Raw genomic sequence first — 22,731 nt, forward strand, 5'->3', positions numbered from 1 at the left:
TATGGTGACCCGTGGGGGAATCGAACCCCCGATACCGCCGTGAAAGGGCGGTGTCTTAACCGCTTGACCAACGGGCCATGTTGTAAGTGGTGACCCACCCGCGACTCGAACGCGGGACACCCTGATTAAAAGTCAGGTGCTCTGCCAACTGAGCTAGTGGGTCATAAAATGGCAGGGGTGGATGGGATCGAACCATCGCATGTCGGAGTCAAAGTCCGATGCCTTACCGCTTGGCTACACCCCTGTGTTGTGGGGTGAGTAATGGGGATCGAACCCATGCATAACGGAGCCACAATCCGCCGTGTTAACCGCTTCACCATACCCACCACAGGATATTTATTCTGTTTAGCACTGTCGTGCCTTAGAACGATATTTAGTATATCAGTTAATTTTTTTTGTGTCAACCACTTTTTAAAAAACTTTTTTAACTGCTATCATATCTCATCTTCGATACAAAGTAATAAAATTATTGCTCTATCGCTGATGTTTTTAAAGTATATCAAAAAACTTTTTACATGTAAACCCCTTTTTTCATTTTTTTCATTTTATAACTAAATAGAGAAAGTTAAGGGTTTCCTAACTTTCTCTATTCTCTATATTCTTTTAAGGTATCATTATCTCTATTAATAGTTTACATCACATATCAGTTGACCTTATTGTGTATGTACTATCTTTCTTCTTAAATTAATTTAGCTAAATCATTTAAGTTTTCAGCCATTGTAGGATGTGTAAAGATTTGGTCACGTAAGTATGTATACTTAATATCGTTGTCCATGGCCATTTTAATAATGTTAATTAACTCTTCAGAGTTTTTACCAAATAAGGTAGCTCCTAGGATTAAACCAGTGTCTTTGTTAACCGTTAATTTAAATACACCGCGTGGATCTTGGTTTACTGCATGACGCGGCATATTATTTACTGGTAATACCACTGTCACAGCACTTGGATATTGTGCTTTCGCTTCTTCTTCATGTAAACCTACATGGGATAAAGCAGGTGTAATGAAAGTAGAATATGGCACGTGTGCACGATTCCCTAACTTATAACTTTCATCCCCATGTAACACACGATTTACAATACGGAAGTCATCTAAAGACACATAGGTAAATTGTTGTCCACCGTTCACATCACCTACAGCAAATACATTAGGAACAGCCGTCATTAATGTATCGTCTGTTACAATGGAGCCATTAGGACGAACTTGAATATCCGTATTCTCTAAGCCAAGACCTTCTGTATTCGCTTTACGTCCTGTAGCATGTAACAACGCATCGAAAACGAACTCTTCTCCACTCTCAGTCACTACTACTACAGTATCACCTACGTTTTTAATTTCTTTGGTGACAGCGTTAAAGTGGAATCGAACGCCATCTTCTTCTAAATATTGTTGTGCCAACGCAGCTACATCTGCATCTTCACGTTTTAAGATTCTGTCCCCACTTTCAAAAGCTGTTACTTCAGCACCTAAACGTGCGTATAAATTAGCGAATTCAATGCCAATGTTACCGCAGCCAATGATACCTAATCGTTTTGGCAATGTAGGCAACGCTTGCAACTCAGTACTGTTATATACAAATTTAGATGTAGATAGACCTGAAATTGGAAGTACTACATTAGTAGCCCCTGTATTGATGATGATAATTTCAGCTGTCAATATTTCCACGCCATCTGCTGTTGTTACTTCTACTTCTTTATTGGAAGTAAATTTACCATGACCAGTATACACGGTTACATTCGGATTGGATGTTAACATGTTTAAGTTCTTTGCATTTAACTTTCCTACTACTGTATCACGAGTTGCCTTTGCAGCTTCGTAGCTTTTGCCTTTATCCGCACCAACAATCATCGTTTTTGTAGGGATACATCCGATGTTGATACATGTACCACCATACATAGCTGGATCTTGTTCAATTAAAGCGACTTGTTTTCCTTCTTTGCCAAATGTGGCAGCTAATGTTTTACCTGCTTTACCAAAGCCGATAACGAGTAAGTCATATTGTTTCATTATAGTCTCCCCTTTTGTTAATTCACATGAATAAAAAATATATTATATGTTTCATTGTAAATACAATATTGTTTTTATTGTATACCTATTTACTAGGAATTTCAATACCATGTATCACAAATATTTTTCCAGCTCCATAGTTTCAACAAGTTTTTTAACTAGCTGCACTTAGATACTGTATTTTAATATATCTACTTACTGATAAAAATATCATGCGTTTACCTATTATTTATGAACTTGCCCTGTTCGGTTGTATAACCCATACGCAAAACTAGCACTTTCACAAGGAAAGTGCTAGTTCGTCACTCACTATAGCACTCCTAGGTAAAGAGTTTATTCTGCAATTCGAGCTTGTAAATATTGTTTTACAAATGTTGGCAATACGAATGCAGATTTTTGGATGCCATAGTTATAGTATTTAGTTGTAAAATCTTGGGCACGATTTGGATCCCATTCTAATGGGTCATGTTTCTTAGATCCCATAGTAAAGCAATGCATACCTGTTGGATATAACGGAATGAATGCTGTATATAGGCGAGTCACAGGGAAATGTTTATTTACATAGTAGAATACATCAGATACTAGTTGTTGATGCATTACTGGAGATTCTGTTTGTTGTACAAATAAACCATCTTCCTTCAAGGCACGATATGTATTTTTGTAGAATTCTTCTGTAAATAAACCTTCACCAGGTCCGATTGGGTCAGAGCAGTCTACGATAATCACATCATAGAAATTTTCTTTTCCCGCTACATGACCAATACCGTCACCAATGGTTACCGTCAATTTTGGATCTTGGCGAATCATAGCGTCAGCAATAGATGGCAAATATTGTTTTGCCAATTCCACTACTTTACCATCAATTTCTACCATTGTCACTGTTTCTACACAGCTATGGCGTACACATTCTCTAGCCACGCCACCATCACCGCCACCAATGATCAATACATGCTTAGGGTTTGGGTGCAAGAATAACGGAATGTGGCTCATCATTTCATGATACACAAATTCTTCTCGTTCTGACGTTTGAAACACACCATCCAACACAAGCATATTACCATATTCTAAACTATGAGCGACTTCTATGGTTTGAAAGTCGGATTTTCCAGAATATAAAATTTCATCCACTTCTGCGCATAATGCAAGATGAGGGGACTGTAATTCTTTAATCCATTGTGTCATTTCTTACTCCTCACATTGTGACTGGATGTATAAAAAAGCTCCACCCAGTAAATTATCTCGTAACCAACGGCGTAGTGAAAAAATTCGTTCCATACCTTCATCATAGACAACACATCGTGTGTCATCATAATTAACTTGCATAGATACGATAGGAACCCAATGCCATGTAGATAGCCCTTCTTCCTGTCCACGATGACGATTTAAAAAAGCAACAGGACAATTTTGTTCCAGTCCACGTTGTATGAAAGCCGTTACTTCTTCCACCGTATAAGCGCTTCCTTTCAGAGGAAAAATCGGCAATCGTTTCACATTATAAGACAGGTTGTTATCTGCCATATATTGGTTGACACCTTGTTCCCACCAAGTACTTTTATAGAGTCCACCACCATAGCGAGGGCGCACGTATTCCCATACTTGATTCATGCGTTCCAAGGCTTGATCACCGTCTGCAACAGTCTCAACAGGTAAATATCCATCGCGGAAAAGGACATAGGAAATCACTTGTGTCGCCGTTGTAGGACCACAACCAGCTAAGCGTTTCCACGCATCTTCGTACCACTCTTGGTCATACCCATAGGAAAAATTCCCATCCTTTTTCACTTGTAACCATTCAGGATGTTCTAACCGATAGCGTTTAATGCCTGCCATTAGTCTTCTACTACCTCAACAGTTTGCATGCGGTCACCTTGTTGGATTTTATCTACTACATCCATACCTTCGATAACTTGACCGAACACAGTGTGAACGCCGTCTAAATGAGGTTGTGGTTCGTACACGATAAAAAATTGGCTGCCCCCTGTGTTAGGTCCACGATGTGCCATGGATAAAGCACCACGAACATGTTTATGTGGGTTACCTTTAGTTTCGCATGGAATTGTGTAACCAGGGCCACCTACGCCTGTACCCATTGGGCAACCACCTTGAGCCACAAAACCAGGGATAACACGATGGAATTTCAAAGTATCGTAAAATCCTTCTTTGATTAATTTTTCAAAGTTAGCTACTGTACCAGGAGCTTCGTTTTCAAATAATTCGATAACAATGTCACCGTATTCCATATGAATAATTGCTTTTTTCATTACTGTACCTCCAAAAAAGTTCTAATGACATGACCCGCTAAATGCAATCCTGCTACAGAAGGAACAAATCCACAGGAACCTGGACTTCTAGAGTCATCATCACGGTTCGGTGTCATCGGTTGTTCTGTAGAGAATAATACGGTTTGCTTTTTAATGCCACGACGACGCAATTCTTTACGCATAACTTTCGCCAATGGGCATGTATGGGTCTTACTAATATCTGTAATCTTCAATTGATCAGGCCACATTTTATTTCCTGTTCCCATAGAAGATATACAAGGTATATTTCTATTATAACACGTTTCGATGATAGATAGTTTAGCACTTACCATATCAATGGCATCAATGACAAAATCCGGATTAATATCGGCAATGAAAGTAGGATGACTTTCACCAGTATATACCATATCATAAGCCTCAATATGTAGATTAGGATTGATTGCTAAGGCTCTCTCTTTTGCGACCTCTACTTTACGTTGACCTACCGTGCTAGGCAAAGCAATAAGCTGACGATTAATATTGCTCACCGTCACTTTGTCACCATCGACAATAATTATATGCCCTACGCCAGAACGAACCAACGCTTCTAGGGCAAAGGAGCCTACACCACCGCATCCAAAAAGAAGGACTTTTTTACCTTGTAGGGTTTTAATTTTTTCTTCCCCTACCAACCATTGTAAGCGCGTTAACATATGTTCCATATTAATAGGCTCCTGCTGGGATAATTTCAGTCCAATATCCATCTGGATCAGCAATAAAATAAATGCCCATTGCTTCATTCTCATAGACAACGCAGTTCATAGCCTTATGTTTTGCTAACGCTCCTGCATAATCATCTACATAAAATGCCACATGGAATTCATTATCCCCTAAATTATAAGGACGCTCCCAATCACGTAGCCATGTCAATTCTAATCGATGCGGATTGGTACCATCCCCTAAATAGACGATTTTAAAAGATCCATCTTCTCCATCGATATGACCGACTTCTTCTAACCCTAATGCGTCTTTATAAAAGGATAAACTTGTATCCAAATCTTTCACGTTAATATTATTATGAGCAAAGCTAAATTTCATACTTCCTCCTTAATTCCTAGTAAATAACAGTATTATTCTAACATAGGTACTACGGGAATACAATCACTGCACTTGAAAGTAGGCCCTGCTTCCCTCATCCGTTTTTGTCACCACCAAGTGTGCACCAATTTGTTGTTGTAATTCTGGCACATGAGATATGATGCCTACCAATCGTCCTTGGGATTGCAATGCTACTAGTGTTTCCATTGCCACATCTAAGGTATCTGGATCCAAAGTTCCAAACCCTTCATCAATAAACATGGTATCCAAATGAATACCTCCCGCATAAGATTGAATGACATCCGCCAATCCCATAGCTAAACCTAAGGACGCTAAAAAGGTTTCTCCTCCAGACAACGTATTGGCAGGGCGGCTTGCCCCTGTATAGGCATCAAAGACAGCAATATCCAACCCCCGTGCGCCGCGACCTCCTTCTTCTATCGATCTTTCCAATCGATAGCGACCACGACTCATATCATGAAGTCGTAAGTTCCCTGCACTTAACACTTCTTCCAGGATAGCACCTAGTACATAGCGTTCAAAGCTGACCCCTTTTATACCTGAATCACCGCCATTGGCTAAATCGGCTAAGCCGAAGATAAAGGCTCGACGATCTGACAATACTTTAGTGGACTCTTCCAACCCAGTAATTTCTTGTATTGTCTTTTCTTTAGCTAGAACTTGAGATTTCAGGGTACCAATAGTTTCCCCCAATTCTTTTAATTCCTGTTCTATTGTTTCCACAGCACCCTTGGCTATTTCCTCTGGCACTGTAGTATAGTGGGCTAAATCACTTTGCACTTCTTCTAACAGAGAGCTTAGTCGCAATGTTTCGTTGTTATAGACACTAAAGGTTTCTTTCCATGCTGGCAATTTATCAAATGCATGAGATTCCTGTTTAAATGCATCAATGGTAAGAGATTCCGCTGCTAACACTTGCTCGATTTCCTTATCCAAGAATTCTATATCCTGCGCCATGCGATCCTGTTGTTCTTTAATAGTCCCTATTTCTGTGATGAGCGCCACCTTTTGTTCTTGGCTAGCTTGACGCGCGGCTTCTACCTCTTTACGGTCCGCTTCATACCGTTTCAGAGAATCTGCGAGATCTTTCACCTCAGCCGTATACGTTTCCACCGTAAAAGGAGCTATACTCTTTTCAATACGATGCATTTCTGTTGTCATGTGGTGAACATCTTGTTTAATCGTCTCTATCTGACCAGCTAAAGTAGTCAATTCCAGTTGTTTTGTATGAAAGTTAGCTTCTTCTACTTGTATTGCCTTATGTAATGTTTCTAATCTTTCTTCCAATTCTACTTTAGTGGTTTCAGCAACAACTAACTCATTTTGTATCGTTTTAAACGCTTGGTCTATGGTTTCTATATCTGCAGATGCCTTCCACCATTGGAGGCGTTCAGCTACCCTATCTATGTCCTTGACTTGTATAGCCGATTCCAACATATTCCCCAAGTGAATAATAGCTTTTCTTTGCACACCTTCTGTTACATTTGGATAGCTTTCACATAAACGATTCCATTCTTTACTATATCGTTCTACTTCTTCTTCACTGTGGCTTAGCTTGGTTTCTATCGTTGCCACCTGTGTTTGACTAGCTTGGAACTCTCTGCGGAATCTATCTACCGTTTCTCTAACAATGTCTTCCGACGGGGCTTGTGCTAGTTGTGGATGTTCTAAGGAACCACAAACAGGACACGGCGAATCAACTTCCACTTGCAAACTCACTTCATAGGCTTGGTATTGTCGTAATAATTGCTCATTATGATGATATAGACCTTCACGCGTCTTGCAGACCTGTCGTTCTTCCTCCAACTGTTGACTATGAAGATTTCTAGCATCCCAAGCAGTTTGGAGTTTGTTAACAACCCCCTTTAAGGAATCCCACCAACTCCGCAGTTCACTGGTACATAATTTTTCCTCACCTAAGGAAGCATAATTTTGTAACTCTATCTGTATACCTTCTAATGTTTTACGATGCAACTCCAGCTCTGCCTGACTTGTAGTTATCTCCTGTTGTAGAGCCTGTTGTTGCTCCACTTGCTGTGCTTTCGAAGCCTCTATATCAGTCCTTTTTATCACAAGTTCGCCATACCGCTCCACCTCTTGTTGCAAGGCCTGTAATTGGTGGTATTGCTCTTGTTGCTTTGCATACGTTTCCTCTTGAGCTATTAGCTGTTTCCACTTAGACTCTAAGGTTTGTAAATTTCCTTCCACGGACTGCAACGATGTTTTCAAGGCTTCTAATTTTTCTTTGTCCGTTCTGAAAATATCTTGCAATTTCTCATAGTCTTTCATAGACCTCCGAACTTCTTGCAACCGTTCCCAACGGCTAATAGCCTCCCCTAATGCAAGATGCGCCGACTCTCCTTCTTGATGAGTAGCCAAGGCTTGACTGTATTGATCTTTGCGCGATACTAGGTTGGCATAGGTTTCGTACTTAGCATAGGCTGTTTGCAAAACATCGCACTGCTCCTGTTTCTCCTTACGTTCTTTTTCACGAATCCCTAATACAGCACGTTCTTCTTCCGTCAATGCCACTAAGTCCTGTAACGTATCTACTGTGTAAGTATTCAATAAAAACTCAACCTTTTGCAATGTATCTTGAATCCCTACGGTAGATTTAGTCAATTCTTCCTTCAATACATCTTGCATGCGTTTATACACAGAGGTTTTAAAAATCGTATGTAGCAATACTTCCCGTTCTGATGTGGGGGCTACTAACAATTTTCTAAAATCACCTTGCGGTAATAGGACAACTTGCAAAAATTGATCTACACGAAATCCAATGATCTGTTGTACATAGTCACGAATTTCTTGGGCTTTTGTAGCGAGTAATTTCCATTCTTCATCAATCCATTCACTGATAGAAGCAGTTGCTAATACCGTTCTTGTACCAGTGCCTCGTTTTTTCTGTAATTCTTGTTTTGGAGTTCGCTCCATCCTATATCGATGATCACCTACTTGAAACTCAAACACCACTGATGTAGGTGTAGTAGCATCTGCATAATCGCTACGCATATCTGAACCATCACGAAGGCCACCACTGGTTTGACCATATAGGGCATATACAATGGCATCTAATATACTTGTTTTTCCTGCCCCTGTAGGACCTGTAATCAAAAACATGGATTGATTTGCCAATACGGCAAAATCAAGGATTACTTTCTTAGGATACGGGCCAAAGGCAGTCATTTCTAATCGTAAGGGTCTCATGTTTCTTCCTCCCTTAATACACGATGCCACAAACCTTCCATATACTCTAATTCTTTCTGTGAAAGTTCTTCATTACGAGCTTCCTTAGCAAATTGGGCAAATAAATCTTTCTCATTTAATTCCTTGAATCGTTTAGCACCTGTTGTATCTCGCACCACTTCCATACGACCTACTAATTCTAATCGCATACAATATGGAAATACCTTTCGCAAGCGGCGCATTCCGTCCACTACAGGTGCCGTATCTAACAATCGTACTTCCACATAATCATTATGATGCCGTGTATGAAGACTTTCATCTGCTAGCAAATCGTCAAAATATCCCGTCAGGCTCACAAATTGGCGGCGTCCTACAATAGGAATCTCACTGATTGTTGTAGCTCCTTTGCCGTCTATATCAACAATAGTGAAACTTTTACTATACCCTACCTCGTCAAAGGAATAGGTCAACAAAGATCCACTGTAGCGAATATGGTCCACCCCAATCCGTTGTGGTCTATGCAAGTGACCTAAGGCAGTATATGTAAAATCTTTGAATACCGTTGTTGGAACTTGCCCAGAACCTCCTACTAACAGAGGCCGTTCCGACTCACTTTCAGCACCACCTGCCACAAAAGCATGAGCCATACAAAGACTGCGGTGTCCTTTAGAGCAACGCTTCGCATAATATGACCAATGTTCATAGGCATCTGCGATAGTCCAATTATATTTATTTGTATCAACACCTAACGCACATTCCGCAGTACCGACAACAGAAATCTCATCATTACCTTTATACGAAGAGTTGTCTAAATTTACAATATCTTCATTACTTAAAGAGGCAAATAAATCTGCCGATTCGCATTGCGTTCTATGTTTTTTAGATGCCTTAACAGATTCGATATGCTCTGTTATTTCTATCTTTTCATTTCCAACACCTTGCCGATTCAGAGCACTTTGCATATCACGCACCTCTCCGTAGGGCAATGCCCATACATCGAGTTGACCATACGCATCTTGGAAAGAGATGGGATTTATCCCTTGGTGAGCATGGCCTAACAAATGGATACCATGAGTTTCCCAAGCACTGTGACCCATCGCTAAGCGTGGTCCACTATCGTGATTACCTGAAATGGCCACCAAAGGAATATTCTCGCTAAAAGCCAATCGATGGAGCACGGAATCCCATAATTCAATGGCCTCAATAGGTGGCACTGAGCGATCAAAGACGTCCCCACTGAGGACCACCAGATCAATCTGTTCTTCTTTCAGTAAAGGGAAAAATTGATGATCCAATACATAGGCTTGGTCCGTTGTTAAATGTTCGTTATAAAATAGTCGTCCTAAATGCCAGTCTGCTGTATGTAGTATGCGCATACTTACACCTCGTTTGCGTAAATCTCCCGTAAGATAGAAATTTCTTTCGCATATCCATCTAGTTCATTTGGCGTTTCTAGATAAAATGGTAAATGACGTAATTTTGGATGGGTAATGAAATTAGCAATGGCCTCAATGCCAATATGGCCTTCCCCAATTTTTTCATGCCGATCTTTATGGGCTCCCCTAGGATTTTTGGAATCGTTCAAATGCACCGCATGGATTCTGTCTAAGCCTACAAAATGGTCAAACTCCTCCAAAACGCCATCTAAATTTTCAATGATGTCGTAACCACCTTCGTGGATATGGCACGTATCTACACAAACTCCGATATATTCTTTATATTTCACGCCGTCAATGATGCGCGCTAGTTCTTCAAAATTACGACCTACTTCTGTTCCTTTTCCCGCCATAGCTTCTAATAAAACTGTCGTCTTCATACCTGGAAAAATCACTTCATTCAACATATCTACGATGTATTCGATGCCTTGGTCTACGCCTTGTTTCACATGGCTACCAGGGTGAAAGTTATATAAATGGCCTGGTAAATATTCCAGTCGCTCCAAATCTTCTCTCATAGAGTTTTTCGCAAACTCACGCAAGCCTGGATCCGCTGCACATGCATTCAATGTATACGGTGCATGGCCTAGCAATTTGCCAAATTGATGTTCTTTCAGGAACACATCTAAGGCTTTCATATCTGCTTCATCAAAGGCACGTGCCTTGCCGCCACGTGGATTTCTCGTAAAATATTGAAATGTATTGGCACCAATGGATAATGCTTCCTTTCCCATATGTAAATAGCCTTTGCTGATGGATAAATGACATCCGATTTTTAATTGACTCATATATAACTCCTTCTCTTGATGATTCACTATCTTACTTGTAAGTATATCATGTTATGACTATCTCTTTACAGGCATAAAAATAGAGGACAATTGTTTATATAAGCAATTATCCTCTATTTCTTTTACATGACTAATTAATGTGAGCTTTTACGCAAACATTCTGGACAAATGCCTTCAAAAGACACATGAAGTCCTGTAATTTCATATTCACTGTGGCGCGCCACTTCTTCTCTTAGACAGTTTACTTGTACATCATGTAAATCATTAATACGATTACACATTGTACAGCGTACATGCGGATGATTTCTTGTATCCCAGTCATAACGGCTACAATCATCGCCCAAGTCTAAGACGCGAACTAAACCAATGCGTTCAAAAATCTCCATCGTTTTATATACAGTCGCCAAGCTCATACTTGGATGGTCTTCCCGCAAACTTTGGTAGATCATTTCCGCAGTGGGATGGTTGTTTTCTGCGTAAAGAACATTATAAATGGCAATACGCTGTGGTGTCACTTTATAACCTTCTTCTCGCAATTTTTGTGCAATATCCATAAAGCACATCCTTTCCACTTGGAAGCTTAACTGTGAGATTAAAATACTATTACTCTATCTATATTATATCAGAAAGTTCATTCCCAAACAATAATCAGAATTGTTTAATTTTAAATATCGTTACTTAACGAAATTATTCTTTAAAATACGGCTTGAAACCGCTACCTTGATGCTTTTGTTGTTTTTGTCCATCACGAGAACGGCGCTCTCCACTATTGGAACGTTGACTACGATCGCGAGAGGAACGTCTTCTATCTCCGTCACGACGATCATCACGACGGCGACCATCTCTACGACGATCATCACGGCGACGGCCATCTCGACGTCCACTGTCACGGCGACGACGTATGCGAAGTGGCGCTTCTTCTGTAATGCTAACAGGAGTTGTATCTGGCTCTTTTGTCAACAATTTCAAAGCAGCTGCTAATAATGTAACAGAATCGATATCATTCAATAATTCTTCTGCACTAGAACGATAGCTTGCTAATTCTTCACGATTATCTGCTAAAGCAATCAATTTCTCTACGGCAATTTTTTGTTGTCCTTCTAATACTTCTCCCAAAGATGGAGCTTTACGACGAGCAATCTTGCGTTTTGTCAAACGTTCAATGGCATGTAAATGCTCAATTTCACGTGGAATAACGAATGTCATTGCCACGCCCGCTTTACCAGCACGACCTGTACGACCGACACGGTGTACATAGCTTTCAGGATCTTGTGGCAAATCGTAATTATACACATGCGTAACGCCACTAATATCTAAACCACGAGCCGCTACGTCTGTAGCTACTAAGATATCGATAGTACCTTCACGGAATTGACGAATCACAGAGTCACGTTTTTGTTGAGACAAGTCACCATGAATACCTTCTGCCATGTAACCACGTTTTTTCAATGCTTCTGTTACTTCGTCTACACGACGTTTTGTACGACCGAACACGATAGCCAATTCTGGCGCTTGGATATCTAGTAAACGGCACAATACATCAAATTTTTGACGATCTTGTACTTCGATATAATATTGTTCGATTAAATCCATTGTTACTTGTGTTGGTTTCATACGGATTAATGTTGGCTCTGTTAAGTATGTTTCTGCCAACTCTTGGATTGCTTTTGGCATTGTAGCAGAGAACAATAATGTTTGACGCTCTTTTGGAACAGCTGTCAAAATTTTATTGATATCATCTACGAAGCCCATGTTTAACATTTCATCCGCTTCATCCAAAATGACAACTTTTACATGGTCAAAAGAAATAGATTTTCTCTCCATGTGATCCATTAAACGACCAGGTGTCGCTACAATCACTTGTGGATGTTTTTTCAACATACGGAATTGACGTCCAATATCTTGTCCACCATAGATTGGTAAGGCTTGAATGTTAGTATGTTGCGCCATTTTATTTAACTCTTCCGCCACTTGAATTGCTAATTCGCGTGTGGGTGAAAGAATCAATACTTGTGGATCTTGGATTGTTGGATCCACTTGCTCTAACGCTGGGATACCGAAGGCAGCTGTTTTACCAGTACCAGTTTGTGCTTGACCAATCATGTCTTGACCGGACTTCGCCGCTGGAATGGCTTCACGTTGAATCGGTGTTGGTTCTTCAAATCCCATGTCGTTTAAAGCTCGTAAAATGGGTTCGCTAATTTGTAAATCTTCAAATTTAATTTGCATATATGAAAGGGTCCTCCTTTAAAATCTTGTTATGTATTATGCGAATTAGTATATTATATCACACTGGGCATCGGTTTGTATATCAAAGTATGATAGAGCACTATATGTTTCAATCCTTCACCATGAGGTTCCCTATTGTACTGACCATTATTTCATGGTATACTTTAACGGTATACACGCGCCTATAGCTCAGGGGATAGAGCACCGGTCTCCGGAACCGGGTGCGCAGGTTCGATTCCTGCTAGGCGCACCATTGATATAACTGGATTCTCACCGTTGGTTGAGAGTCCATTTTTTGCATTTGAGCCCAATTTTGAGCCCAATTTAAGTTTTCATAAAAAGTACCACCCCCATGTTATATCTACTTCAGATAACACTGGGGGCTTATTACATTATACTTTTACTTATAATAATTGTTCTTTGATCAACTCTAATAGGGCATCACAGCTACGACTTATATCGTCATAGGTTTCGTCAAAATTTCCCGTATACCAAGGGTCTTTTACATCTCGACTTTCTCCAACAAACATCATAGCCTTATACACCTTATGGTCAACGTCATCATCAATAATGAGGCGCAAGTTTCTTGCATTATTTTCATCCATGATGATGAGGTAATCAAAGTTACGGTAATCATCCATCGTTACTTGGCGGGCCTTGCGACGAGTATAAGGAATATCCATTTCATCTAATTTTTGTTTAGTTCCATAATGGGTATCATTTCCTATCTCCTCACGAGATGTAGCTGCGGACTCAATATAAATAGAATCAGTTAAACCCGCCTTGTTAACGATATGCTTCATATAAAACTCTGCCATCGTAGAGCGACAAATGTTACCATGACAGATGAATAAGACTTTTACCATACTATCCTCCTTAAATACTAATAGCCCTTACAGCATACGCTATAAGGACTATTAGTACAAGATGTAATTAGAAGTTATGTCGTACTCCCGCATCAATACGCCATGTATTGTCTATAGTAGCACCAAAGTTTTTAGTAAATGTACCATATACATATGTGCTTGGACGAACGCTCCAGGAGCCTCCAATTTCAGCATCAAGCCATGTATCTTTCAAATCAAGTTCTGTATGTACTGTTGGATTACCTGGCGCGGAATATGTCGTATTGACCTTACTAGAGAATTCATGAGCCAATGCGAGTTTTGCAAAGATGTTGGATGTTTCAGTTTCTCTACCAATGCCAAGGCCCAATCGACCTACAGCAGAGTTAACAGCGTCAGCTTTCACATGCATAGAGCCACCATTAACAATATTAGCATCATAGGATACGCCATTCAAACGACCTACAATGAATTCTACACTAGGATCCATGTAGAAACCATTTTCTTTCTTAATGCGTTTACCATATTCAGCACTTAAAGAGGTACCAAATGTATGATAATCCCCATTCAATTGATGTCCCCCTAGTGAGTGAAGTTTGTAAGTATTGGACAGGCGGCTTCCACGAGCGATGATATCTAAGTAACGTCCATCATCATGTTGTTTTGTACCATATAACCCAATACCAGCGATTTTGCTGTCTCCGTTGCCAACGGCATAGGAGTTGCTAGACGTACTGTAATCTAGAGCACCACCAAAAGTCCAACCATTGGATACCTTATGATCATAACCAACTTGTACACCATTATATGTCATATGAGTATCGGCACCATTTGTCATGTTAGATTTGCCGCCGATATATTTAGCCCATACCCCTTGGTTCGTATTAGTCAAACGAAGGTCCCCTAAACGACGTTGTAAATCGTTCGTAGTATTATGCCAAGCTATCGCTGTAGATGTGAGAGCAGATTTCGCACCACTTACCAAGGAAGATTCACTAGCATGTGTTACCGTCGCGGTATCAGCAACAACAAGATTACCTTGTGCATCGAATGCATTTGTACCAAGTTCAGCCATAGCAGCCGGTCTTGTAATACCTTCATTAACTTGAACAGCGGCAGCTAGTTTCTTATCATTTCCCGTATATTGTAATTTATTGGCTAACGCTCTCATTTCTGCACGATAACTTGCATCATCAGTCAAATTTTTAACACTGTCACCTTGTACAATGATGTGGCTATTATCAGCAGCATGTTGGATAATAATTTGGCCATTGCCAGCTTCGCTGGCTGGCACACCTGTTTTATAATCAGCATTTACAAAACCACTATAGTTTTGAATTGTAATAGGACGAGCATCGATAGGATGAATCATACCTGCTGCAGTTGGATTTGTACCACCTACAAGATTACGAACTTTACTTCCTTTATATAAGTATGCTGCATCATCTCCTGATGGACGTGGTTTTCTTGGTGTAGGTCGTTCCTTACCAATCCATTCATTATTCCAAGTAGCACCATTTTGTAAATATATATCGGCACCAGAATTATGTGAATTTTTATTACTTTCAGCATATTCATTTAACACAGCACCCGTAAGACTCGAGTTAGAGGTTGTAAAAGCTAGTCCGATATTTGCTGGCGCTTCATTAAGATTTGGATTCTCACCATAATCTTTATTAATTAACCCTACATTACCAACAGCTACTAAATCCTTCGTACCTGGGTGTTTACCATCGACACCTGCATTCACATATACATCACCCTCTTCTGCCACAACAGAATAGGTGTCTGACGTTTTAAGAGGATACGTTATAATACGACCACCGCCATCAACGATAATATGGCCCCGGTGATTCGCTTGCAATCCTACTCCCACAGCATCAATATCTACATTGCCTTTCACATGAATATTGCTATCACCATAGTCTCTGTCAGGATTAGGATTATGATGTGGCACCTTACCACCGAGACCAGCATAGACAGCACTCATATAATAATGCCCCAAATCTTTTTTATCTGCTGGTGCATCATTTTTTAATCGTACAATGAGATCTTTATCTATGGTCAATTCCGATCCAAATACAGTATAAATCCCTGTTACATTTTTAGATTTACCTGTGTCCATCAAGCTTTTACCATGTACATTTACGGTTAACGTGTCTTCTATATGCTTAACCCCAGGTTCCGTTTGCTTTTGATCGCCCAACGATAAACCAATTAAGTTTTCTGCTTTATCACTATACTTAGTAATATCTGTAGCCATTACGGAATAAGACATTCCTGTTACTACTAATGCAGCCATTACGACTGATACATGACGTGTAATCTTCATAAGAACCTCCACAATCAACAATAGATATCAATAATAGATATCAACAAACTACCATCATTATACATTGTTATTTGTACTTCGTACATACTTATATACCTATAAATACTCTATTATGCATACTTTATATAGTAAAGCATTACTATGACAATTAGTTATAGTTGATAAAATTATCATAAATCTTTCATGCTGAAATAATAAGAATATTTAATTCTTATTGCTGTTGAGAATCTTTTTTTCATTTGAGCCCAATTTTGAGTCAATTTGAATTTTTTCTTGCCAAACTTAAATGAATGGAGTATACTAAACGCAATTATTGAAAGAAAGGAGTCACTACAATGATGAAGCAAGCCAATTTAGCTACAACAAATGCAAATACATTTTTTTGGTTCTTTATCCAAACTACGGGTAAAGAACTATTTGAGCTACGCTAATTTAGGTATCATCACTGAGTGGCTTTAAATAGTGGTAAGGGCTACCCGTACTAGGTATAGGCGGGTAGCCCTTTTTATATATCTTCCTATACCACCACTCACAAATACCTATAGATGTTAAGATTTTAGGAGGACCTTATGATTATTCGATTACACACTACAGCAACTGAAGCACAAATTGCAGAACTACGTCAACAGTTAGAAGCCACTGGCGTTACATTACATCCAGTACATGGAGAACAACAAGATATCATCGGTTTGATCGGCGATACATCCCGTGTCGATTTACGCACCATTGAATCCCTTCCATACGTTGAAAAGGTTATGCGTATCCAAGAGCCTTTCAAAAAAGCAAATCGTAAATTCCATCCTCAAGATACGGTGGTTACTGTAGGAAATGCAAAAATCGGTGGCGGTCACTTTGCTATCATCGCAGGCCCTTGTTCTGTAGAAACACCAGAACAAGTCATCGAAGTAGCAAAGGCTGTGAAAGCAGCTGGTGCTGGCATTCTTCGTGGTGGCGCTTTCAAACCTCGTACTTCTCCATACTCTTTCCAAGGCATGGGACCAAGTGGTTTAGCCTTATTAGAAGAAGCTAAAAAAGAAACTGGTCTACCTATTGTGTCAGAAGTCATGGATATTTCTCAATTAGAATACTTCGACAATGTAGATATGCTGCAAATCGGTGCCCGCAATATGCAAAACTTCAACCTTTTAAAAGAAGTCGGCAAATTAAGAAAACCAATTTTATTAAAACGTGGGCTATGTGCTACATACGAAGAATGGTTAATGGCTGCAGAATACATCATGAGCGAAGGTAACGAACAAATCGTTCTTTGCGAACGTGGTATTCGTACATTCGAAACACGCACTCGTAACACATTGGATGTCACTGCTATTCCAATGATGCACGAGTTATCCCACTTGCCAATCATTATGGACCCAAGCCATGCAGCAGGTATGAGCCGTGTGGTTCCCTCCTTGTCCTTAGCCTCCGTTGGTGGCGGTGCTGATGGTTTAATGATTGAAGTTCACAACAATCCAGAAAAAGCACTGTGTGATGGTCCTCAATCCTTACGCCCAGAGCAATTCGCTACTTTGGCAAACCAAGTGTTCACACTTCGTGACGCATTAGGTCATAAATAGGTCACTCCTATGGATACAATTCATATTCAAGCCTCCACTTCTTACGATGTGATTATCGAGCGGAATAGCTTGCCTCACATTGGTAAGTACTTACACTCCATCAAAGCTGCTTGTTCCGTCATGATTGTTACTGATGACAATGTGGGCCCCCTCTATGCTTCTACTGTTTCAGATTCCCTACAACAGGCAGGTTACACCGTTCATACCTACACGTTTCCTCATGGTGAAAGTGAAAAGAACGGCTATCGTCTCATAGATCTAGTAGAAACATTAGGAAATGCAAAATTGACTCGGAAAGACCTCATTATTGCTTTAGGTGGTGGCGTCGTCGGAGACCTAGCTGGATTTGCTGCTGCCACCTACTTACGGGGTATCGATTATGTACAAGTACCTACGTCACTGTTGGCTGCTGTCGATTCCTCCGTAGGCGGTAAAACAGCTGTTAACCTAGAGTGTGGTAAAAATTTATGGGGTGCTTTTAAACAACCTATCCTCGTTCTCTGTGATCCAGAAACACTTTCTACCTTACCTAAAGAGGAATGGATTAATGGATGTGGGGAAATCATCAAATATGGTTTCTTAGACCATCCAGAGTTACTAGATCAACTTCGAGAACGACCGATCTTACAACATCCAGAAGATGTAGATACTATCATCACTCAATGTGTACGCATCAAAGCCCATGTGGTGGAAGTAGATGAAAAGGAAAGCGGCCTTCGTGCGACATTGAACTTAGGTCATACCTTTGGACATGGTATCGAGCACGGTAGTGCTTTCGCTATCCCGCACGGCAATGCCGTTGCTTTGGGACTCCTCATCATGGCAAAAGGTGCAGTAGCCAACGAAGAGCTAGATCCCACCATTGTTTCTAGTATTGAACAGTTGCTAATAGCCCATGAATTACCCACCACAACGACGATACCAAAAGATGTAATCTTAGAAGAAGCTAGTCACGATAAAAAAGCCTCTGGCTCTTCCATTACCATCGTAGTTCCTACAGGGTATGGCACATCGGTGCTAAAAAAAGTTACCTTCTCTGAATTGGCTAACTACTGTAGAATATAACTACCATTTCTATTCTGTATATCTATTACGTATAACAATATTATTTAAATGTAAACTAAACAGATTCTATATTTACCTTTTATCAGTATCCTTATAGCACTTCCCAGTGGTTATGGTAAGAATACTAGAAAGGATTCCTATGCAACATGTTTCTAATATGCCCTTATGTGGCACAATCCCAGCCATACCGGCTAAAGCCCATGCTCATCGGGCACTTATCTCAGCGGCCCTTGCCACGAGTCCTAGCTCGATTCTAATTTCCCACTCTTCCAAGGACATTGATGCTACCATGGATTCCTTGCGATCCCTTGGTAGCAAAATAACCTATGAACAGGGTGTGGCTCATATCACTCCGGGGCCTCCCCCTTCTATTGGGCACGTATTACCACACGAATCAGGCACAACCTTACGCTTACTCTTACCAGTGTCCGCCACTATCTGTGATACTGTAAAAGTAGACGCCAAAGGGCGTTTACCTGAACGTCCACTAGAACCATTACTGAGCGAAATGAAAGCACATGGAGTGTCCTTTTCACAAGAAGCACCGCCTTTCACTATGTCAGGGAAATTACAAAGTGGTACCTTCTCCATGACGGGAACCGTAAGTTCTCAATTCTTCTCCGGCCTTCTTCTAGCGGCACCACAACTGGGGCACACCACCGTGAATTGCACCAGTTCCTTACAATCGAAAGACTATGTAACATTAACCATAGAAACGATGAAAGACTTTGGTGTACACGTAACAGAAGTTTCCACGGAGGAAGGATATCCAAGTTTTACTATCGAGGAGAAGCAACACTTCCACGGCAATGAGCAATATCAAATCGAGGGAGATTGGTCTAATGGTGCCATTTGGCTAGTAGCAGCCGCTATGACAGGACAATCTATTTCTGTCACAGGTTTACGTCCTGATTCTGTACAAGCAGATAAACGGATTCTTTCCATTTTAGAAAGCGCTGGTGTCACTTGTACGTGGAATGGATCTACTATCACGATCACTGGCAAAGCACATAAGCCAATCCATGTAAATTTAGAACAAATGCCAGATTTGTTACCTATTTTATCTAGCTTAGCTTGCTCCATAGAAGAAGAATCTACTTTCATCAATGGAGCTCGCCTTCGATTGAAAGAGTCAGATCGTTTAGCAGCGGTGGCACAACTTGTTCGTGATTCTGGTGGTATCGTGCGCATGGAAAGGGATAACCTGTATATTACAGGAACAGGTACGCTTGATGGTGGCACTGTAGACTGTGTGAATGACCATCGCCTCGTCATGGCTGGTGCCTTAAACGCACTCATCGCTACCTCCCCTATAATCTTGCAAGACAGTGAAGCCATCAGTAAGTCGTATCCTCACTTTTTTGAAGACTGGAAACGATTAGGTGGGCAGACACATACTATATAAATGTATTTAACAAGTAAGGAGTAATTATGGCATCCTATTTCGGTCGTACTGTGAAAGTCTCCACCTTCGGTGCCTCTCACGGTCAAGCTATTGGCGGAGTTGTAGACGGACTTCCTTGTGGATTTCCTGTCAATCTAGAAACCTTGCAAGCCTTTCTAAAACGACGAGCTCCAGGGCAACATCAATTACAAACACAAAGAAAAGAAGCAGATATCCCTGAGTTTCAATCAGGCATCGTACAAGGAAGACTGAGCGGTTCTCCTTTGGCTTTCACAATTAAAAATACATCACAACGAAGTGGGGATTACGATAACCTACGAGATGTGCCACGCCCATCTCATGCAGATTACACCGCTCGCATGCGCTATGGTGAGTATGTGGATATGCGTGGGGGCGGTCATTTCTCTGCTCGCATAACAGCCCCTGTTTGCGTAGCTGGTGGCATTGCTATACAACTATTAGAATCCATCGGCATTCATGTGCGTGCACACTTAGCACAAGTTGGCACTGTCCCAGATACATCTATCGATTATACTAACCCACCTATGGACAAGCTCGCTAGTATCAGCACTGAAGCGATTCCTATGTTAGACCCTGTGCAACGTCATACAGCAGAGCAACTTGTATTGGAGTTAAAAACATCGGGCGATTCCACTGGTGGCATCGTAGAAGTATTTGCCACAGGTTTACCTGTTGGCATGGGGAATCCCAATTATGATGGTATTGAAAATCGCTTAGGCGCTACGCTGTTCGGCATGCCTGCAGTGAAAGGCATTTCCTTTGGGTCTGGTTTCCCTGGCTGTGCATCCCGTGGAAGTGAGCAAAACGATCCTTTCATCATCACTGATGAAGGTGTTCGTACCAAAAACAATAACAGCGGTGGCATCCAAGGTGGTATTACCAACGGTATGCCCCTTGTGATGCAAGTAGGGATTAAGCCCACACCGTCCATTTATCATGAGCAAAACTCAGTATCCCTCAGTAACCATAGTGCTGAAGTATTACAAATTCAAGGTCGCCATGACCCTTGCGTAGCGCTACGTGCCGTTCCTGTAGTAGAAGCTCTAACGGCTCTTGTCCTCTTAGATTTTGTACTAGAACATGATCCACATGTATTCCGTCATTTCAGTCATCGTACGTTGGAGGTGTAAATGTTTGGATTATTAGGCCGCACCTTGGGCCACACCTACTCCCCCATGATTCATCAAGCCTTAGGAAATACATCCTATGACATATTTGAAATGGAACCAGACCAACTACAAGATTTTTTTAATCGTTCTGAATTACAAGGCTTAAATATTACCATTCCCTATAAAATCAATGCCTTACAGGCTTGTCATCACATCAGTGATATTGCAAAAGCAATTGGTTGTGTCAACACTATGGTGCGCCAAGCAGATGGTTCTTGGTATGGGACCAATACGGACTATGATGGCTTCCTAGCCACCTTGGATTGGTCTAGCATAGAAGTGACAAATAAGCATTGTTTAATTTTAGGTGATGGAGCCTCGTCCAATACAGTGCATGTGGCATTAGAAAGATTAGGCGCCGCCTCTATTACCCATATCAGCCGCCATCGCTTTCCTACATATGGGCACATTGCACAATTTTATGAACGAGCACAGATAATTATCAACTGTACTCCAGTTGGTATGTATCCTTATTGTCCTGACCAAAGCATTCAATTAGCCCCTTTTACTCACTTAGAAGGTGTTATCGACTTGGTGTACAATCCCCATCGTACAGGTATTTTGTTAGAAGCGAAATCTCTCGGCATTCCTCATGTGAATGGGCTCATCTTCTTATTGTCCCAAGCCATTGCGGCGAGTGCTTTATTTTTACATCGCACCTATGATGAAAGTATCCTTTCAGACCTATACAAACAATTTCGACAAGATCAAGAAAATATTATTTTAATTGGTATGCCTGGGTCTGGTAAAAGTACCATTGGCAAAGCCTTAGCCAACCTAACAGGAAGACCACTAGTAGATATCGATAGCCGCATAATAGAGGAAGTCGGTTCCATTAGTGATTATATTTTAACGCACGGTGAAGCTGCCTTTCGCACAGTAGAATCTAATATCATCAGTGACATAGGAAAGCAGACAGGTCTTATCATCTCCACTGGTGGCGGTGCTGTCACCACACCAGAGAACTTTGCTCCCTTAAGACAAAATGGACGAATCTATGAAATTTATCGTCCTTTAGAAGAATTAGATACAACAGGACGTATCCTCTCCTCTGGTGGCATAGAACGATTACAACAATTGTACACAGTACGGGCTCCCCTATATACACGATTCTGTCAAGCACAAGTTCTGAACACTGGTACTCCTGAAAGCGTGGCTCAACGCATCCTAGAGGACTTCCATAGCAATCTAGTATAACTTGCTATTAAGATATATACTGTATCAGTCTTTCTTTTCTTATATCTACTCATCACTATTGGGATTCAAAGTTGCATGTATCAGGTAGGTTTCTTATAGATGGATATATGCTACTAC

At 40.7% G+C, this 22,731-nt stretch carries 18 protein-coding genes and 5 tRNA genes; 6 read left to right on the forward strand and 17 right to left on the reverse strand.

The window, feature by feature from the left end; genetic code table 11:
• Positions 1-2: 2 nt before the first annotated feature.
• The 15 genes from EO114_RS01320 to EO114_RS01390 all read right to left on the reverse strand — a co-directional run bounded on the left by EO114_RS01320 (position 3) and on the right by EO114_RS01390 (position 13,003).
• Positions 3-77, reverse strand: a tRNA-Glu gene (locus tag EO114_RS01320).
• A 10-nt stretch (positions 78-87) separates the two neighbouring features.
• Positions 88-163 (reverse strand) — tRNA-Lys (locus EO114_RS01325).
• A gap of 6 nt (positions 164-169) precedes the next feature.
• A tRNA-Gln gene (locus EO114_RS01330) sits at positions 170-244 on the reverse strand.
• 6 nt (positions 245-250) lie between these two features.
• A tRNA-His gene (locus EO114_RS01335) sits at positions 251-326 on the reverse strand.
• A gap of 353 nt (positions 327-679) precedes the next feature.
• Positions 680-2,005 carry an FAD-containing oxidoreductase gene (locus tag EO114_RS01340; protein ID WP_127061099.1) on the reverse strand — a complete coding sequence of 442 codons (1,326 nt, stop codon included), beginning with the start codon at positions 2,003-2,005 and terminating at the stop codon, positions 680-682.
• Between the two features lie 333 nt (positions 2,006-2,338).
• A complete protein-coding gene (gene speE / locus EO114_RS01345) occupies positions 2,339-3,187 on the reverse strand; it encodes a polyamine aminopropyltransferase (protein WP_009353503.1) in 849 nt (282 codons plus the stop codon).
• Between the two features lie 3 nt (positions 3,188-3,190).
• Positions 3,191-3,835, reverse strand: coding sequence for a hypothetical protein (locus tag EO114_RS01350; RefSeq protein ID WP_127061101.1), 645 nt, complete (start codon positions 3,833-3,835; stop codon positions 3,191-3,193).
• Positions 3,835-4,266 carry a peptidylprolyl isomerase gene (locus tag EO114_RS01355; RefSeq protein WP_009353500.1) on the reverse strand — a complete coding sequence of 144 codons (432 nt, stop codon included), beginning with the start codon at positions 4,264-4,266 and terminating at the stop codon, positions 3,835-3,837. The genes EO114_RS01350 and EO114_RS01355 overlap by 1 nt, the downstream gene beginning before the upstream one ends.
• Complete coding sequence (locus tag EO114_RS01360) at positions 4,266-4,967, reverse strand: ThiF family adenylyltransferase (RefSeq protein ID WP_127010799.1); 702 nt, start codon at positions 4,965-4,967, stop codon at positions 4,266-4,268. Before EO114_RS01360 ends, EO114_RS01355 begins: the two co-directional genes overlap by 1 nt.
• Before the next feature lies 1 nt (position 4,968).
• Positions 4,969-5,343 (reverse strand): VOC family protein, encoded by a 375-nt coding sequence (locus EO114_RS01365; RefSeq protein WP_009353501.1) that lies wholly within the window; start codon positions 5,341-5,343, stop codon positions 4,969-4,971.
• Between the two features lie 63 nt (positions 5,344-5,406).
• Positions 5,407-8,571, reverse strand: a complete 3,165-nt coding sequence (locus EO114_RS01370) for an AAA family ATPase (protein WP_127061103.1) — start codon at positions 8,569-8,571, stop codon at positions 5,407-5,409.
• The gene (locus EO114_RS01375; RefSeq protein WP_127061105.1) at positions 8,568-9,926 is read right to left on the reverse strand and encodes an exonuclease SbcCD subunit D; all 1,359 of its coding nucleotides are present in this window, start codon (positions 9,924-9,926) and stop codon (positions 8,568-8,570) included. Before EO114_RS01375 ends, EO114_RS01370 begins: the two co-directional genes overlap by 4 nt.
• Before the next feature lie 2 nt (positions 9,927-9,928).
• Positions 9,929-10,774: a deoxyribonuclease IV gene (locus EO114_RS01380; RefSeq protein ID WP_127061107.1), complete on the reverse strand. Its 846-nt coding sequence runs from the start codon at positions 10,772-10,774 to the stop codon at positions 9,929-9,931.
• Between the two features lie 134 nt (positions 10,775-10,908).
• Complete coding sequence (locus EO114_RS01385; RefSeq protein ID WP_009353504.1) at positions 10,909-11,328, reverse strand: Fur family transcriptional regulator; 420 nt, start codon at positions 11,326-11,328, stop codon at positions 10,909-10,911.
• 133 nt (positions 11,329-11,461) lie between these two features.
• Positions 11,462-13,003, reverse strand: a complete 1,542-nt coding sequence (locus tag EO114_RS01390; protein WP_062401790.1) for a DEAD/DEAH box helicase — start codon at positions 13,001-13,003, stop codon at positions 11,462-11,464.
• 178 nt (positions 13,004-13,181) lie between these two features.
• On the opposite strand from EO114_RS01390, the gene EO114_RS01395 reads away from it, so the two are divergent.
• Positions 13,182-13,256 (forward strand) — tRNA-Arg (locus EO114_RS01395).
• A gap of 151 nt (positions 13,257-13,407) precedes the next feature.
• Here EO114_RS01395 and EO114_RS01400 read toward each other — a convergent pair.
• Together EO114_RS01400 and EO114_RS01405 are read right to left on the reverse strand one after the other, a co-directional pair.
• On the reverse strand, positions 13,408-13,869 hold the full coding sequence (locus EO114_RS01400) for a low molecular weight protein-tyrosine-phosphatase (RefSeq protein ID WP_009353146.1): 462 nt from the start codon (positions 13,867-13,869) through the stop codon (positions 13,408-13,410).
• A 67-nt stretch (positions 13,870-13,936) separates the two neighbouring features.
• The gene (locus EO114_RS01405) at positions 13,937-16,180 is read right to left on the reverse strand and encodes an autotransporter outer membrane beta-barrel domain-containing protein (RefSeq protein WP_127061109.1); all 2,244 of its coding nucleotides are present in this window, start codon (positions 16,178-16,180) and stop codon (positions 13,937-13,939) included.
• Positions 16,181-16,749: 569 nt separating this feature from the next.
• Between EO114_RS01405 and aroF the strand changes: the two genes are divergently transcribed.
• From aroF to EO114_RS01430, 5 genes are all read left to right on the forward strand, one after another.
• The gene (aroF, locus tag EO114_RS01410; protein WP_127061111.1) at positions 16,750-17,757 is read left to right on the forward strand and encodes a 3-deoxy-7-phosphoheptulonate synthase; all 1,008 of its coding nucleotides are present in this window, start codon (positions 16,750-16,752) and stop codon (positions 17,755-17,757) included.
• Positions 17,758-17,766: 9 nt separating this feature from the next.
• The gene (gene aroB / locus EO114_RS01415; protein WP_127061113.1) at positions 17,767-18,822 is read left to right on the forward strand and encodes a 3-dehydroquinate synthase; all 1,056 of its coding nucleotides are present in this window, start codon (positions 17,767-17,769) and stop codon (positions 18,820-18,822) included.
• A 139-nt stretch (positions 18,823-18,961) separates the two neighbouring features.
• Positions 18,962-20,227 carry a 3-phosphoshikimate 1-carboxyvinyltransferase gene (aroA, locus tag EO114_RS01420; protein WP_127061115.1) on the forward strand — a complete coding sequence of 422 codons (1,266 nt, stop codon included), beginning with the start codon at positions 18,962-18,964 and terminating at the stop codon, positions 20,225-20,227.
• A gap of 26 nt (positions 20,228-20,253) precedes the next feature.
• The gene (gene aroC / locus EO114_RS01425) at positions 20,254-21,378 is read left to right on the forward strand and encodes a chorismate synthase (protein ID WP_127061117.1); all 1,125 of its coding nucleotides are present in this window, start codon (positions 20,254-20,256) and stop codon (positions 21,376-21,378) included.
• Positions 21,379-22,614, forward strand: a complete 1,236-nt coding sequence (locus EO114_RS01430; RefSeq protein WP_127061119.1) for a shikimate kinase — start codon at positions 21,379-21,381, stop codon at positions 22,612-22,614. It abuts the gene before it with no gap.
• Positions 22,615-22,731 lie beyond the last annotated feature (117 nt).

This window comes from Veillonella sp. 3627 (assembly GCF_003992195.1).
In the GTDB taxonomy this organism is placed as follows: Bacteria; Bacillota; Negativicutes; order Veillonellales; family Veillonellaceae; genus F0422.